The sequence below is a fragment of the Legionellales bacterium genome (assembly GCA_026125385.1).
GTDB lineage: Bacteria > Pseudomonadota > Gammaproteobacteria > JAHCLG01 > JAHCLG01 > JAHCLG01.
This window is the reverse complement of the sequence record JAHCLG010000042.1, coordinates 1-13569: the sequence shown is the minus strand read 5'-3', so window position 1 is coordinate 13569 and position 13569 is coordinate 1. Positions and strand designations below refer to the sequence as shown.

Here is a 13569-nt window from a genome sequence, read left to right as displayed (position 1 = left end):
CTCCTTCTAATGATATTCTTCCTCATGGTGCGAGCACTATTTTAGGTAAGGCAACGGCACTAAAAATTGAGCTTAATATTTTTAAGGAAATTGACGATAGCGATAAAGATGTAGCGCGTATCAATAAAGAGCTGGTGTGTAACTTACAGGCAGCACAAGAACAAGCAGCAAGAAAAAATGGACTACCAAATGAAAAACCAAAGAATAAATCCAGATTTTCCAGCCGAAAGAGTAACACATGAAACTCCTCATCGCCGGCGGTAGCGGATTTATCGGTCGCCATTTAACTCGTGCGTTATTGCGTGATCATCACGACATCACCATACTCGGTCGCAACCGCGAAAAAATTCAACACATGTTTCCCACTGAAGTCACTGCCATAGAATGGTCGGAGTTATCGCAGCATGATCCCAATACCTTCGATGCCGTGATTAACTTAGTCGGTGAAAATATTGGAAAATCCCGGTGGACAAAAACAGTGAAACACACGATACAACACAGTCGTGTGCAGGCCACGCAAACGCTGCTCACCTGGTGTCAAACGTTGACTCAGCCTTTAAAATTTTATAATGCCAGTGCCATTGGTATTTATGGTTTAAATCATTCTAAACAGACAATTCAGCAAGTGGATGAAGAAACGCCTATTTATTGGGGACAGCCTACGGATTTTTTAAGTACGGTAGCCCAAGCTTGGGAGCAAGCCGCTGTGCCTTCGCCAGCGCATCCTCACCTCGACATCGTTTTATTACGCTTTGCCCCCGTATTGCATGCCAGCGATGGCGCGTTAGCTAAAATGTTGCCGTTGTTTCAATTAGGACTGGGTGGAAAAATTGGCGATGGCCAACAACCGTTTAGCTGGATCCATTTGCACGATGCCATTGCCAGTGTGCAATTTCTATTAAATCATCCAGAAATAACGGGAGCCATTAATATTTGCGCGCCCGCCTGGGTCACGCAACAGCAATTTGCCAAAACATTAGCGCATGTATTGCATCGTCCAGCGATTATTCCTACACCGGCGTGGATCTTAAAATTAATGTTTGGCCAAATGGCAGAAGAATTAATACTTTCTGGGCAAGCGGTGTATCCCAAGCGCTTACTTCAATATCAATTTCAATTTAAATACCCTGAATTAGCTCAAGCGCTGCAACATCGAGCAAGTTAAGTGGTTGGAATTTTTCATATAGTTCCGACAAAAAAGCGGGCGCTGGTTTAACAATAAAATGTGGATTGAAAAGGGAATAGAGGCATTCTGTATTTCATAATTTATGCTTCTTTATTGCGGATCATCATTATATTCCCCACATTAGTTTTTAATAGCCATTGATTTATCGGCATAATATCCGCATAATTAAATTACCTGCTAAGCCGATATTGAGCGGATATTATGCCGATAAATTTTAATCCACTGTATAGCATCACCCCCAACATTGCTAAAGATTTAATGCGTGTTGAAGCAGCGAAACAACAAGTGGCCTTGCTTCCCGTTAACCCAACAGTATTAGCTTCCTTGAGAGAAACAGCTAAATTATACACCACGCATTATTCCACCATGATTGAAGGAAATCGTTTAAATTCCGATGAAGTTAAGCAAGTGCTAACCTTAGAAGGTCATTTTCCTGGAAGGGAACGTGATGAACATGAAGTAAAAGGCTATTATGCGGCTTTAGCGCAGCTTGAACACTACATTGCCCAACAGCATCCACTCACTGAAAAAATAATTCAAACACTTCATGCGTTAGTGATGAGTGATGGGCGAACAAGAATTACACCAACGCCTTATCGAGATGGGCAAAATGTGATTCGAGATAGTAGTACAGGTGCGATTGTGTATATGCCGCCAGAGTCGAAAGATGTTCCTCGTTTAATGCAACAGTTAGTGGGTTGGATTAAAAAAAATGATAAATTACCCTGTCCGCTTGTGGCTGCAATTGCGCATTATCAATTTGCAACTATCCATCCCTATTATGACGGAAATGGTCGCACGGCAAGGCTATTGACTACTTTTATTTTGCATTTCGGGGGATACGATTTAAAAGGTCTTTATTCTCTAGAAGAATATTATGCAAAGAATTTATTGGGTTATTATCGTGCCATTAGCATTGGTCCCTCACATAATTATTATTTTGGTCGCGCTGAAAGCGATATTACAGAATGGTTAGAATATTTTTTAGCGGGAATGGCTTTTGCATTTGAAAAAGTGGTGAATCAAATGCTCGCTTCGCAGAAAAAGGGAGAAAAAGATCATTCTGCTATAATCCGTATGCTGGATCCTAAACAACGTAAAGTATTAGAATTATTTCAACATTATGAGGTGATCACCAGCAAACAAATAGGTGAGTTATTTGGATTTCAATCGCGCACGAGTACTGCACTCTGTAAAAAATGGGTTGAGGCGGGTTTTTTAGAAATGGTTGATCGTTCTAATAAAGCAAGAAAATACACATTAGCAAAACCTTATCATATTTTAATTGCAGATAATTTTTAAATTAGGTAAAGTATTTTTTGATTCTTTTCAATTCAAGCTTAAGGAACAAGCAATGAAAAATTATCTCTATCATCATTGGGCGGATAGCACCTTAATTCTAGCAATTTTCATCACCGTGCTCTTGCTCTCTTTTTTACCTCAAACCCCATGGTATTTATTTTTAATCTGGCTACAATTTCCAGTTTATCTTATTCATGAATTCGAAGAACATGTTTTTCCAGGAAAATTCAGAGAATATATTAATCGTGAAATTTTTCACAGTTCAGTAGACGATCATCCCTTAACCATTCCGAATGTATTTTGGATTAATATATTAGCGATTTGGGTGTTATTTCCCATTGCTGCGATTCTAGCACAAAATGTTTCGCCGCAATTCGGGGTATTATTACCGGTCTTTGGTTTATTTAATGCAAGTTTACACATTATCATGTCTATAATTAAACGAAAATATAATCCCGGTTTAGTGATAAGCTTAAGTCTGAATTACCCCACAGGAATTTATACGCTTTTTATTCTCGCACAAAATACGATTATCAATAGTATTAATTTAACGATCGCTATTCTCGTGACGATTATTGCCCATGGATTTATGATTCTCTTAGTCAAACATAATAAATAATATATTCTAAATACGAAGAATTCCCAGTTTATTTCACCCATTTAAAATAGATGAACCAACGTAGCCTGGATTGAAGCGTAGCCTGTAGCCTGGAACGAAGCGCAGCGGAGATCCAGGATCGATGAAATTTAAAAAGACCCGCGGCGGCTCTTCAAAGAAACACTGGGTTGATGAGATTGCTCAGAGGTAGTTATCTCTACAGTTTTTTTAAGATACGACTGAGTAAATGGAGTAGACAGAGAGTTTTCTAAGTTTTCCTGACTTACTCTCATGCGGTTTTGCACGATTTTTATAGTACATGACCAAAATGTTTTTGTTTGATCATCACTTAATCTTAATTCATCATTGGGGATTACTGTATAGGAGAAAAGCTGTTTTAGGGTTATTTTGGATATCGTTGCATATCCAGTATAAGTATTTTTATCAAATTTAAATGTATCATCTTGATGGGGCATGTTGGTGTGGAAAGTTGTTTTTAATGTTGTTAATATAGTGGGGAGGAAATTTGAGGTAATTACTGCATTTAATAGTTGAGCTAGCTCAGGATAATCTTTTGCTGGACTGTCATACCCAATTGCTAATTGTATTGTCCAATTGACGGGATCTTCGTGCAGCGGAGTAACGCTGCCAAGTTTAGTCAATTCTGTAAACATATTTTTATTCTATATTTTTCACACTTGAATTTTAGGCGTTAGTGTCGAGATAAAACGGTGGAGAAAAGCATTCAATATCAACACCTTCGCATCTTTAATTTGGCACCGCTCCTAAAACACCGCTATTTTGAGTATAAAAATAATTTTTTACCCTTCCAACTTTTTCTCCAAATAATGAATACTCGTACCACCTTGCACAAAATTCTCATCACTCATGATTTCTTTATGCAGTTCAATATTGGTTTTAATGCCATCGACAATGATTTCGTCTAGGGCGTTACGCATGCGCTTAATGGCAATTTCACGCGTGTCGCCATGCGTGATTAATTTGGCAATCATCGAATCGTAATACGGGGGAACGCTATAGCCATCATAAATATGCGTATCCACACGTACTCCAGGTCCACCTGGCGCATGAAACATATTAATTAATCCAGGCGAGGGCGCAAAATTGTTATAGGGATCTTCTGCGTTAATTCGACATTCAATAGCGTGACCGTGTAATTTGATGTCGTTTTGTTTTATGTTTAAAGGCTCACCGCGTGCAATTAATAGTTGTTGTTTAACAATATCGATACCCGTGATCATTTCAGTGACGGGGTGTTCTACCTGAACACGCGTATTCATTTCAATAAAATAAAATTGATTATTTTCAAATAAAAATTCAAAGGTGCCAGCACCACGGTAACCCATTTTTAAACACGCATCGACACAGCATTTACCAATCATCGCGCGCAACTCTGCCGTTAATCCGGGAGCAGGTGCTTCTTCAACGACTTTTTGATGACGACGTTGCATAGAGCAATCGCGCTCACCCAAATACAGCGCATTGCCGTGTTCATCGCATAATACTTGAATTTCGATGTGACGTGGATTTTCTAAAAATTTTTCCATATATACCGCATCATTATTAAATGCGGCCAGCGCTTCGGATTTAGTTAATTGGATGGAGTTAATTAATTGGGCTTCATCATGAACAACACGCATGCCGCGGCCACCGCCACCACCGGCGGCTTTAATAATCACGGGATAACCAATTTTACGCGCCATGGTTAAATTTGTTTGCTGATCGTTTCCTAATACTCCATCGGAACCGGGCACGCACGGTACACCTGCTTTTTTCATGGCAGCAATAGCGGTCACTTTATCGCCCATTAAACGAATGCTTTCGGCTTTGGGGCCAATAAAAATAAAACCACTTTTTTCAACACGTTCTGCAAAATCGGCATTTTCTGCTAAAAAACCATAGCCTGGGTGAATGCCTTGCGCATCGGTAATTTCAGCAGCGCTGATAATGGCTGGAATATTTAAATAACTTTTATTGGCAGCAGGTGGGCCAATACACACTGTTTCATCTGCTAATTTCACATGCATGAGATTATGATCGGCCGTGGAATGCACGGCCACGGTTTTAATATCTAATTCTTTACAGGCGCGTAAAATTCTTAGTGCAATTTCGCCGCGGTTAGCGATAACAACTTTGTTGAGCATAATAAAAAAATCCTAATTATTCGATGATAAATAAGGGTTGGCCAAACTCAACCGGCGTACCACTTTCTACTAAACATTTTTTAATCACACCTGCGCGATCGGCTTCGATTTGATTAAACATTTTCATGGCTTCAATTAAACACAGTACGGTGCCTGGAGCAATCTGCTGGCCAACTTTGACAAAAGGATCGGCCTCTGGAGAAGGCGATAAATAAACCGTTCCCACCATGGGTGACGTAATGGCTTGGCCTTCTTCTTCATGAGTTTTGTTAGCGACTTTCGCGTCAGTGGTTTTAGGAGTGATTTGCTGAACCTCCACCTGATGATGAGTTGCCTGAGCAGGTTGCGCCATCATCATAGGTACTGGGGAAGCCACTGAACTGACGCGCGAAATCCGCACCGATTCTTCGCCTTCTTTAATTTCAATTTCGGCAATGCCGCTTTCTTCAATCAAATCAATTAATTTTTTTACTTTACGTATATCCATGGGGGTTCTCTTTTATGAATGTGATGATAAATAATGAAGCGCCGCCTCCAATGCGAGATGATAACTTTGCGTACCAAATCCTCCAATTGTACCCAGCGCGATATCGCTTAAATACGATTGATGACGAAAGGGCTCACGCGCATAAACATTGGATAAATGCACTTCGATCAATGGAATAGCCACACCTAATAAGGCATCGCGAATAGCAATGCTGGTATGAGTATAGGCGCCGGCGTTGATGATCAACATATTGACGGCTTGAAGTTTTGCTTGATGAATGCAATTGATGATGGCGCCTTCATCGTTAAACTGTTGGCAGAGTAATTCAGCATGCTGTGGTAAAGCTTGTGACAGCAAAGCTTTGTTTAATTCATTCAACGTAACATGGCCATAGGTTTCTGGCTCGCGCGTGCCGAGTAAATTCAAATTAGGGCCATGAATAATCCAAATTTTATGCATGTTGATTCTTTTATACTGCGTTGCGTCGCATTTTGCCTGATTTCTGCTGTTCTGTCCAGTTTGCCGCAATTTCCCCGCAGATCGCTACTAATAGATCCTATTTTCTTCCTATGAGCATGTTAAACTCTCTGATTTTTTCTCTCGACTACTGATTTTCTGTGCGCTGCTGCTTTGGTTAATGCCCATCGTTCGTCTTCAGGAACTTTTTTTAATCTTATTGTCTAATTCTTAGTGGAAATGTAATTGTCAAGATGAGCCCGTTGATTGAAAACAACTCTTATAATGAGGTAACAACCAGTGAACAAATTTGCTTTATTACGCCAAGCACGGGGTGAAATGACCCGTTTAATTCCTGTGGCCGATCGTTACATTTTTTCCGTATTTGACGAAAGCTATCGTCAATGGCGCGACTATGGACCTTTTGAACGCACGGCGGCTAATCAATTACGCCATGAACTATTCTACGAAAAAGTCCAAACATACTTAAAACATCAGAAGAGCGCTTAAGGTTTATTTCTCGTCACTTGTCCCGCAGTATCATCTTTTCTCCAACCCTGCTTTTGGGAAGGGCAGGGTTAAGAGTAATGCCTTGTTATATCGTAACCTTACGTGTCGTAAGTTTACGACACGTAAGGTTACGATATGTAAGGTTACGAATTATACTGGAAGCAGATCGTTAAAAGTTAAATATTAAGGACTGCTGAAGCAAGAAGAAATTATCGAAGCTTGGGAAGCCATTTTAGAAGAAGAAAAAAGTGATGCCATAAAAGAAATATCTGCATTGCCTGTGGGTCAAAAAAAAATATTATTTATAATCGCACAAGAAAAAATACAAAAACTTTCTTCCAAAGAAACCATGTTGTTATTAAAAATGACGTCCAGTTCCATCATCACCGCCTTACAAGGATTAGAAGAAAAAGATATTATTGAAAAAGAACAACAGCAGTATAAAATCATCAATCCGGTGATTAAATATTACGTATTACAAGCATAACATGAGCTCTAAGATCCTGTTCATAGTCTCCAAGTTAGAGTCAGAACGTGGCGTTTTTTGAGTGCTGGCGCGCAGTTTACACGCCAGAAAAATTGAGCACCGGAGCACAGAACATCGGCAGTTTATGACCAAGATTAGAGACTTTGAACAAGCTCTAAGAAGCTAACCGCAATAAACCCACAAAAATTCCTTGCACAGACACGCGGGATGCTGCGTAGGTGATAGGGGAGAGTTCGCTATTGGCTGGAATTAAAGTGATAGTATTATCCGCATTATAGTGAATGCGTTTTAACGTGGCATCTTGATTATCAATGAGTGCGACTACAATATCGCCATTCTTGGCTTGTTGAGAGGATTCGCAAATGACTAGATCATCATTAAAAATGCCTTCGTTAATCATGGAATTTCCTTTCACTTTTAACACATATAAATTTGGCTTTTGCAAAAATTGAGTGACATCGATGGTTTCTTGTTGGGCGATGGCTTCAATCGGAGAACCCGCAGCAATTTGGCCGATAAATGGCAGTTGAATTGAAATAGGTTGAGTGGATTGTTCCACTAACATAATGCCACGATGACGACGCGGCAATGATTTAATTAACCCCTCTTGGATTAACGCTTGTAAATAGCGATGAACTACTCCTCGTGATTTAATGCCGATGCCTTGAGCAATTTCAGGAAGCGTCGGAGATTTGTGATGGGTATCAAAAAAATTGAGAATAAAGTGATACGTTCGGCGTTGTGCTTCCGTTAGCATAGTGTGTTCTCAGCGTGTTCTCGATAAAACTAGTGTAATGCCATTTATTACCAATAGCAAGTTGACTGATTTTTGCGATCAACCTTACTTAGACAGGAGTTTCGCACTTGTGCGCAACTCCTGCTAGAATAAAAAAAGGAAGACTTAAAACGGATGTTAATTATGTTAAAACAGAGCATCGCAATTCTGTGCTTTTTACTATCCCCTTTGACAGTAATTGCCAATCCTACGGCGACGCCGGCAAACTCTGCAGATAATAGTGTGATTGTCGCGCAAATTATTAAAGTATTCAGTGGTAATATTGCGTTAGTGTTAACCGAGCATGGTAAAATGTATGTGCGCTTAGCGGGAATAGATACTCCCGATTTACGTCAGCCTTTCGGGGAAGATGCCAAAAAAACATTTAGTGATTTGGTGCTGGATAAAACAGTGATCATGCGTTTGACGGGGCTTGATCCATGCGGGAGAAGTGTCGTTTTGATGTGGCCAGAAGATCAACAAGGCTTGGATATTAGTTCACAAATGATTTTAAATGGTGCCGCCTGGGTTTATCGTCAATATGCCAATAATAAATATTTATTAAGTCTAGAAGAAAAAGCTCGAGAAACAAAATCCGGTCTGTGGAGTTTAAAAGCCGACGATCAAGTTCCACCCTGGGAATGGCGAAAACGCGCGCGTTTTCGCGGAATTACGCCGAGTGATGCTTGTCCACAAGAAACCACTCAAAATCATTATTCACAAGAGTGGTGAACGAGTGCATGGCTTTTCACACTTGATTTTTAGTTGTTGTTGCAGAGTTAACATTATTTTGTGATGTATTAATATACACTTTTTTGCCTCTTTAACTCGGTGTCTTACTGATAATCTAATCGTTTTAAGGCTATAAATTGCCGATTTTGAGAGGCGATGCTCAAATCGATATTGTCTGATCCAGCCGCTAAAATTCAAATTTTTTTAGCCAAAAAAAAATTTTCAAAAAATCATAACCGTTAAGTTTATCTTAAGGTAACCCTGATATAGTTTTTACCCAGAAGGACCGAATTTTCACGCCAAGATGGCTGAACCATTGAGATGCATAAAGGTAATGTTTTATGAGTAATGGTAACTGGCCTAGTCAAGAACAAGATCTCCGCGAAGCAAATTTCATCATGCGTAAATATTTCAACGACGAAAGCCAAGTTGCTGTGTTAGATGTTTCTTTTAATGCTACTGAGCACCAGCTTAAAGTTAGTGCGCCAGAGTGGTTAGTTGCTGTTTCCCATTTTTTCGATACGAAATATGGTAGTGAATTGGGTCGTCGCATCACCTTAAAAGTAATAACAAAATTGTTGTTGCGTAATACCACTATTCACTAGGGCGTATTTAAAATTCGCTGTAGCGACCTATAAATACAAAGAATAATAAAAGTTAACAACAAAAATAAGAAAATTTAAAATAATAACAATAAATTTTATGTACGAGGGTTAGGATAATTAAAATAAAAAAACTAACCCTCTTATTTATTTTATATACCACCTGTTAATTACATCGTTTAGTGAATTTTTTGATTTTCTGCTCATTTATCTGGCGAAAACCGCATTCACGTTTCAATGAGAGCAAGCTTCACAAGGCTACTACTTTCTTTACTTATTCCATCACGCCAATTTTCATGAAACTTTGATTTAATAATTGTTCCATATGCAAATCACGGGCTTTTGCAGTGCGCCCACCTAACACGACGCCGATTAATCGTGTTCTGCCACGTTTCACTGAGGTCACCAGATTAAAACCTGCGGCGCGAATATAGCCAGTTTTAATTCCATCCGTTCCTTCATAATTATTTAATAAGTGATTATGATTGCGATAATTTTTTCCTTTATACACAAAATTACGTTGGCTGAAATAATGATAATATTGCGGAAATTTTCTCAAGAGGTTGATGGATAATACGGCCATATCACGCGCAGTGGTTTTTTGATTGGGATGAGGTAACCCAGAAGCATTATAGAAGGTGGTGTGATACATGCCGAGCATACGCGCTTTAGCCGTCATCATTTTACAAAATTGTTGTTCACTACCACCCACACCTTCAGCTAATACAGTGGCAGCATCATTCGCAGATTTCGTCACAATCGCATAAATTGCATTTTGTACCGTGATGTATTGGCCTGGTTTTAAGCCTAGTTTTGACGGTTCTTTGTTTGCCGCATTGCGGGATACGGGTAATTGTTGATTTAAACGTAATTGGCCTTTTTGTAGCGCATCGAATACGAGATATAGCGTCATTATTTTAGTTAATGAAGCAGGGTAGCGCTCGACCTGCGCATCTTTTTGGTAAAGGACTTTGCCGGTATTGTAATCGATAATAATCGAGGAATATTTCCCAGGGATAAGGGCGTTGGCAACATTAAAAATAAATAAACAGCAAATCAATGTAAATCCATATACTATTCTCATTAACATTACGATGACTCCCTTAATTTTCTACTGATGACCTATTTATTTTTAATTTCAGCGTGATCGACTCAACTTACTGCGTCGGCAACGCTGCGAAATAGTATACATTTTTTCCTAATAAGTACAGAAGAGGGGGCGCAAGAATTTTTTTTAAAAAGTTTGAAAACTCTCTTAACATTCTCTAGAATGAACTCATTGAGAATGTTAAGAGAGTTTTATGTTAACCGATAGCTTGCGTAAAACCTTAGAATTTATTCAGGGTTATATTCATGAACACGGCTATGCGCCTAAATTCCCCGAGATTGCCAAAGGTTTGGGAATTAAATCCACGGGAGTAATCCACCGTTATGTTCATGCGTTGCAAGAAGCTGGTTTGCTAGTCATCGAATCGCGTCGTCATCGTGGTATTCGTTTACTCGCAGCAGACGCGGAAACAGATCAACGCTCCACGACTCGTGTTCCATTGTGGGGTAAGATCGCTGCGGGTAAACCTATTGAAGCCATTGCAGATCAAGAATCGCTTGAGTTAGCGTCCATTTTTCACGGGAAAAATATCTACGCACTAAAAGTACAAGGCGATTCCATGATGGAAGCAGGCATTTTAGATGGCGACTATGTCATTTGTGAGCAATGTCACACAGCAGAAAATGGCAATATTGTGGTAGCACTCATTGATGAACAAGAGGCTACGTTAAAAGAATGGAATAATCGCCGAGACGGAACGGTGGCGCTCATTCCGGCTAATGCGAATTATAAAACAATGATCTATGAAGCCAAACGAATTATGATCCAAGGTGTCGTGGTAGGACAAATCCGCCAATACGGATAACTTGCTGCCCGCATGTTTTCTATCCGTCACCTTTGATCATTTTTAAAAGTCTCTTCAAAGATTCCAAGTGTGAATCGCAACGTGCCGCTTGTTGAGTATCAAAGGGCAGTTTGTACGTAAGTTAATTAAACACTGGGGCGCAAAAATCAGCAGTTGTTAGTTACGCTGGAGCCTTTGAACAGGCTCTAAGTGATTAGGAGCGAGTAGCGACACTTCTGAAGGAGAGTAAATTTTAACTGCATCGTGTAATCGACATGAGGTTAATGAGCACTAGGGAGCAAAATCTCAACGAGATATTTTTTTAATCCAAGTAAAATGATAAACACGTCGTAAGCAAACTTTTGAATATTAATTTAGCACTTAAATACTCAAAAGATTAGGGCGTGTTTATACTTCGCTATGCTGAGATGTAATCTCAAAACAATTGGATTTTAAGCGCGGCGCCGAGTTAAAGCTGCGAAGGAGTGTATATTGAAATACAATCCCTCCGCAGCTTTAACTTGGCAACAAAGCCTAAAATTCAAGTGTGAAGAGCATAGCTCGCTGATTTTGAGCATCGTATCTCAGTTCACGCGCTGTAAAATGAACAGCCGAGCACAAAAAATCCACAAGATAGGATCAGCAGAGTAGAGTTGCCAATACGTGTTATTAGGTAAATAGCGCTGTTGGGGTTAAGTTTCAACGTTTTCTGCTCAAGCTCCAAAATATTAAATAGGCTCTAAGCAGTTTTTCAATTTTGCAAATACGGCCATTGGCTAGTCGAATGCGAAAAATGACAGTTTGAAATGCAAGGAGTAGCAAAAATGCTGTAGAGTTTGTGAGAGATCATTGCAAGCTCTGTGAGAATTACCCAAATTCCCATTTAAAATTTTAGAAAAAAAACGCTAATATATTTCATTAAAACCTTAACAGCAGTGTACGTAATTTCTTATTTAATATTTTTTATTCCTTTATAAATGCCAATAAATACAGTATTTCAAGAATTAAATTGCTGTTTACAAACAGGTATAGCTTGCCATAGTTCAACTTTATATTTAAGTTCTATATTACACCGCAGCATAAATAACATTCACCAAAATAATTTTGCAATGATATAATTACCATTTTCGTGATGGGTCAATTTTTCAGGATAATGTTACAAAGGATGAAACAATGCTTCGCGAACGAGATATCATGAATTCAACGTTTACTCAAATGCAACCCTGCCCACTCTGTCAATCTATGGTGAGTTGTTATAACACGGCGATAATTTCTGGTGAAAGTCAATCGCGCAGTCACTATTTGATTGCTTGTACAACTTGTGGCTATGGTCCGGCACAAGCATTTAGCACACAACAAGAAGCAAGTTCGCATTGGAATATATTTGCTGAAAATATTGTGAGTAAAGAGTTGAATTAATCATGAAGTTATTATGAGCGCTACCACGCGTTATAAACCAACGCTAATCAGTGTAGCCATCATTATTGTGATGATAATGATCTATTTAGGCTCGCTCTGGAATGATTTAAATAACGCACGACGTCACATTCAATTGCATTGGCAGAAAATGCATTTATTGAGTTATCAGCAAATTAATTTATCTAAATCTTTAGTTAATATATTACAACAGTTTTTTTCAGCTCATCAGCAAACAACACAATTATTACAAAATGGTTCGTCATTAGAAAATTTTATGACTAAGAATACTCTCCTATTTTCCTCTCATCAGACGACCGAGTTTTTCCAATTAAAAAATAGCTTATTGAATAATATTCAAGAAACATTCATTCTGATTGACAGAGATCAAGAATTTTCTCATCAAGAATTTTATTTAAACCTAAAAAATAATTTCCAGTTAAATAATCAAAAATTTTCAACAATACAAAATCAGTTGCAGCAAGAAATCACCAAATATAATCAGATTTTTTCTACACCACTCAATCAATTCATCGGAAAACTATACGGATATTTCTCCTTTTAATTAATATGAAGTAGCCTGGGTCGCAGCCCGTAGCCTGGAACGGAGCGTAAGTGTAGCCTGGAACGGAGCGCAGCGGAGATCCAGGATCAGAATATTAAAAATACTCTGACCATGAATCCTCGCTCCAGCATGCTTGGAACTTCGCTGCGATCCAGAATCGGAATTTTAAAAAAACGTCGATCCTGGATCTCCGCTGCGCTCCGTTCCAGGCTACATGCTACGCTCCGTTCCGGGCTAGTCACTTCCAAATTAACTTCCGATTTCCCGAATCTTTATTGGCGATGGGTATAGATATGCGGCAACGAATACGGCGGGTTTTTTTTCTCAGAGATAGCCTGGATCTCAGATCCAGGAACATAGTGTTTAATATTCTGATCCTGGATCTTCGCTTCGCTC

General features: G+C 39.1%; 17 protein-coding genes. 11 read left to right on the top strand and 6 right to left on the bottom strand.

Features of this window, described 5'->3' with window-relative positions; genetic code table 11:
- The 4 genes from KIT27_11535 to KIT27_11520 all read left to right on the top strand — a co-directional run.
- A partial coding sequence (locus KIT27_11535; protein ID MCW5590279.1) for a hypothetical protein occupies positions 1–242 on the top strand: 242 nt, incomplete at its 5' end.
- Positions 239–1165: a TIGR01777 family oxidoreductase gene (locus tag KIT27_11530; protein MCW5590278.1), complete on the top strand. Its 927-nt coding sequence runs from the start codon at positions 239–241 to the stop codon at positions 1163–1165. The genes KIT27_11535 and KIT27_11530, both read left to right, overlap by 4 nt.
- A gap of 222 nt (positions 1166–1387) precedes the next feature.
- Complete coding sequence (locus tag KIT27_11525; protein ID MCW5590277.1) at positions 1388–2488, top strand: Fic family protein; 1101 nt, start codon at positions 1388–1390, stop codon at positions 2486–2488.
- Positions 2489–2540: 52 nt separating this feature from the next.
- Positions 2541–3107 (top strand): HXXEE domain-containing protein, encoded by a 567-nt coding sequence (locus KIT27_11520; GenBank protein MCW5590276.1) that lies wholly within the window; start codon positions 2541–2543, stop codon positions 3105–3107.
- A 128-nt stretch (positions 3108–3235) separates the two neighbouring features.
- Here the strand turns inward: KIT27_11520 and KIT27_11515 are convergent, their stop codons facing one another.
- From KIT27_11515 to aroQ, 4 genes are all read right to left on the bottom strand, one after another.
- A complete protein-coding gene (locus tag KIT27_11515; protein ID MCW5590275.1) occupies positions 3236–3760 on the bottom strand; it encodes a hypothetical protein in 525 nt (174 codons plus the stop codon).
- 147 nt (positions 3761–3907) lie between these two features.
- Positions 3908–5251 (bottom strand): acetyl-CoA carboxylase biotin carboxylase subunit, encoded by a 1344-nt coding sequence (accC, locus tag KIT27_11510; protein ID MCW5590274.1) that lies wholly within the window; start codon positions 5249–5251, stop codon positions 3908–3910.
- 16 nt (positions 5252–5267) lie between these two features.
- Positions 5268–5738 (bottom strand): acetyl-CoA carboxylase biotin carboxyl carrier protein, encoded by a 471-nt coding sequence (locus tag KIT27_11505; GenBank protein MCW5590273.1) that lies wholly within the window; start codon positions 5736–5738, stop codon positions 5268–5270.
- Between the two features lie 12 nt (positions 5739–5750).
- Positions 5751–6197, bottom strand: a complete 447-nt coding sequence (aroQ, locus tag KIT27_11500; GenBank protein MCW5590272.1) for a type II 3-dehydroquinate dehydratase — start codon at positions 6195–6197, stop codon at positions 5751–5753.
- A 297-nt stretch (positions 6198–6494) separates the two neighbouring features.
- Between aroQ and KIT27_11495 the strand changes: the two genes are divergently transcribed.
- Complete coding sequence (locus KIT27_11495; GenBank protein ID MCW5590271.1) at positions 6495–6704, top strand: hypothetical protein; 210 nt, start codon at positions 6495–6497, stop codon at positions 6702–6704.
- Between the two features lie 274 nt (positions 6705–6978).
- Positions 6979–7191 carry a hypothetical protein gene (locus KIT27_11490; protein ID MCW5590270.1) on the top strand — a complete coding sequence of 71 codons (213 nt, stop codon included), beginning with the start codon at positions 6979–6981 and terminating at the stop codon, positions 7189–7191.
- A 154-nt stretch (positions 7192–7345) separates the two neighbouring features.
- Here the strand turns inward: KIT27_11490 and lexA (KIT27_11485) are convergent, their stop codons facing one another.
- Positions 7346–7948, bottom strand: coding sequence for a transcriptional repressor LexA (gene lexA / locus KIT27_11485; GenBank protein ID MCW5590269.1), 603 nt, complete (start codon positions 7946–7948; stop codon positions 7346–7348).
- A gap of 162 nt (positions 7949–8110) precedes the next feature.
- Here lexA (KIT27_11485) and KIT27_11480 point away from each other — a divergent pair, with 162 nt between their 5' ends.
- Complete coding sequence (locus tag KIT27_11480; GenBank protein ID MCW5590268.1) at positions 8111–8698, top strand: thermonuclease family protein; 588 nt, start codon at positions 8111–8113, stop codon at positions 8696–8698.
- A 341-nt stretch (positions 8699–9039) separates the two neighbouring features.
- The gene (locus KIT27_11475; protein ID MCW5590267.1) at positions 9040–9303 is read left to right on the top strand and encodes a hypothetical protein; all 264 of its coding nucleotides are present in this window, start codon (positions 9040–9042) and stop codon (positions 9301–9303) included.
- A 271-nt stretch (positions 9304–9574) separates the two neighbouring features.
- Here KIT27_11475 and KIT27_11470 read toward each other — a convergent pair whose 3' ends face one another.
- The gene (locus tag KIT27_11470; protein MCW5590266.1) at positions 9575–10390 is read right to left on the bottom strand and encodes a D-alanyl-D-alanine carboxypeptidase; all 816 of its coding nucleotides are present in this window, start codon (positions 10388–10390) and stop codon (positions 9575–9577) included.
- A gap of 211 nt (positions 10391–10601) precedes the next feature.
- On the opposite strand from KIT27_11470, the gene lexA (KIT27_11465) reads away from it, so the two are divergent.
- The 3 genes from lexA (KIT27_11465) (at position 10602) to KIT27_11455 (ending at position 13173) form a co-directional block, all read left to right on the top strand.
- Positions 10602–11213 carry a transcriptional repressor LexA gene (lexA, locus tag KIT27_11465; GenBank protein MCW5590265.1) on the top strand — a complete coding sequence of 204 codons (612 nt, stop codon included), beginning with the start codon at positions 10602–10604 and terminating at the stop codon, positions 11211–11213.
- 1152 nt (positions 11214–12365) lie between these two features.
- Positions 12366–12611, top strand: a complete 246-nt coding sequence (locus tag KIT27_11460) for a hypothetical protein (protein MCW5590264.1) — start codon at positions 12366–12368, stop codon at positions 12609–12611.
- 13 nt (positions 12612–12624) lie between these two features.
- A complete protein-coding gene (locus KIT27_11455) occupies positions 12625–13173 on the top strand; it encodes a hypothetical protein (GenBank protein ID MCW5590263.1) in 549 nt (182 codons plus the stop codon).
- Positions 13174–13569: the final 396 nt, after the last annotated feature.

Bases quoted from the DNA above. Each gene is read 5' to 3' on its own strand.
- KIT27_11505 (MCW5590273.1), bottom strand. From the start codon at position 5,738: ATGGATATACGTAAAGTAAAAAAATTAATTGATTTGATTGAAGAAAGC.
- lexA (MCW5590269.1), bottom strand. From the start codon at position 7,948: ATGCTAACGGAAGCACAACGCCGAACGTATCACTTTATTCTCAATTTT.
- KIT27_11530 (MCW5590278.1), top strand. From the start codon at position 239: ATGAAACTCCTCATCGCCGGCGGTAGCGGATTTATCGGTCGCCATTTA.
- accC (MCW5590274.1), bottom strand. From the start codon at position 5,251: ATGCTCAACAAAGTTGTTATCGCTAACCGCGGCGAAATTGCACTAAGA.
- lexA (MCW5590265.1), top strand. From the start codon at position 10,602: ATGTTAACCGATAGCTTGCGTAAAACCTTAGAATTTATTCAGGGTTAT.
- KIT27_11515 (MCW5590275.1), bottom strand. From the start codon at position 3,760: ATGTTTACAGAATTGACTAAACTTGGCAGCGTTACTCCGCTGCACGAA.
- KIT27_11525 (MCW5590277.1), top strand. From the start codon at position 1,388: ATGCCGATAAATTTTAATCCACTGTATAGCATCACCCCCAACATTGCT.
- KIT27_11520 (MCW5590276.1), top strand. From the start codon at position 2,541: ATGAAAAATTATCTCTATCATCATTGGGCGGATAGCACCTTAATTCTA.
- KIT27_11475 (MCW5590267.1), top strand. From the start codon at position 9,040: ATGAGTAATGGTAACTGGCCTAGTCAAGAACAAGATCTCCGCGAAGCA.
- KIT27_11455 (MCW5590263.1), top strand. From the start codon at position 12,625: ATGAGCGCTACCACGCGTTATAAACCAACGCTAATCAGTGTAGCCATC.
- aroQ (MCW5590272.1), bottom strand. From the start codon at position 6,197: ATGCATAAAATTTGGATTATTCATGGCCCTAATTTGAATTTACTCGGC.
- KIT27_11460 (MCW5590264.1), top strand. From the start codon at position 12,366: ATGCTTCGCGAACGAGATATCATGAATTCAACGTTTACTCAAATGCAA.
- KIT27_11470 (MCW5590266.1), bottom strand. From the start codon at position 10,390: ATGTTAATGAGAATAGTATATGGATTTACATTGATTTGCTGTTTATTT.
- KIT27_11480 (MCW5590268.1), top strand. From the start codon at position 8,111: ATGTTAAAACAGAGCATCGCAATTCTGTGCTTTTTACTATCCCCTTTG.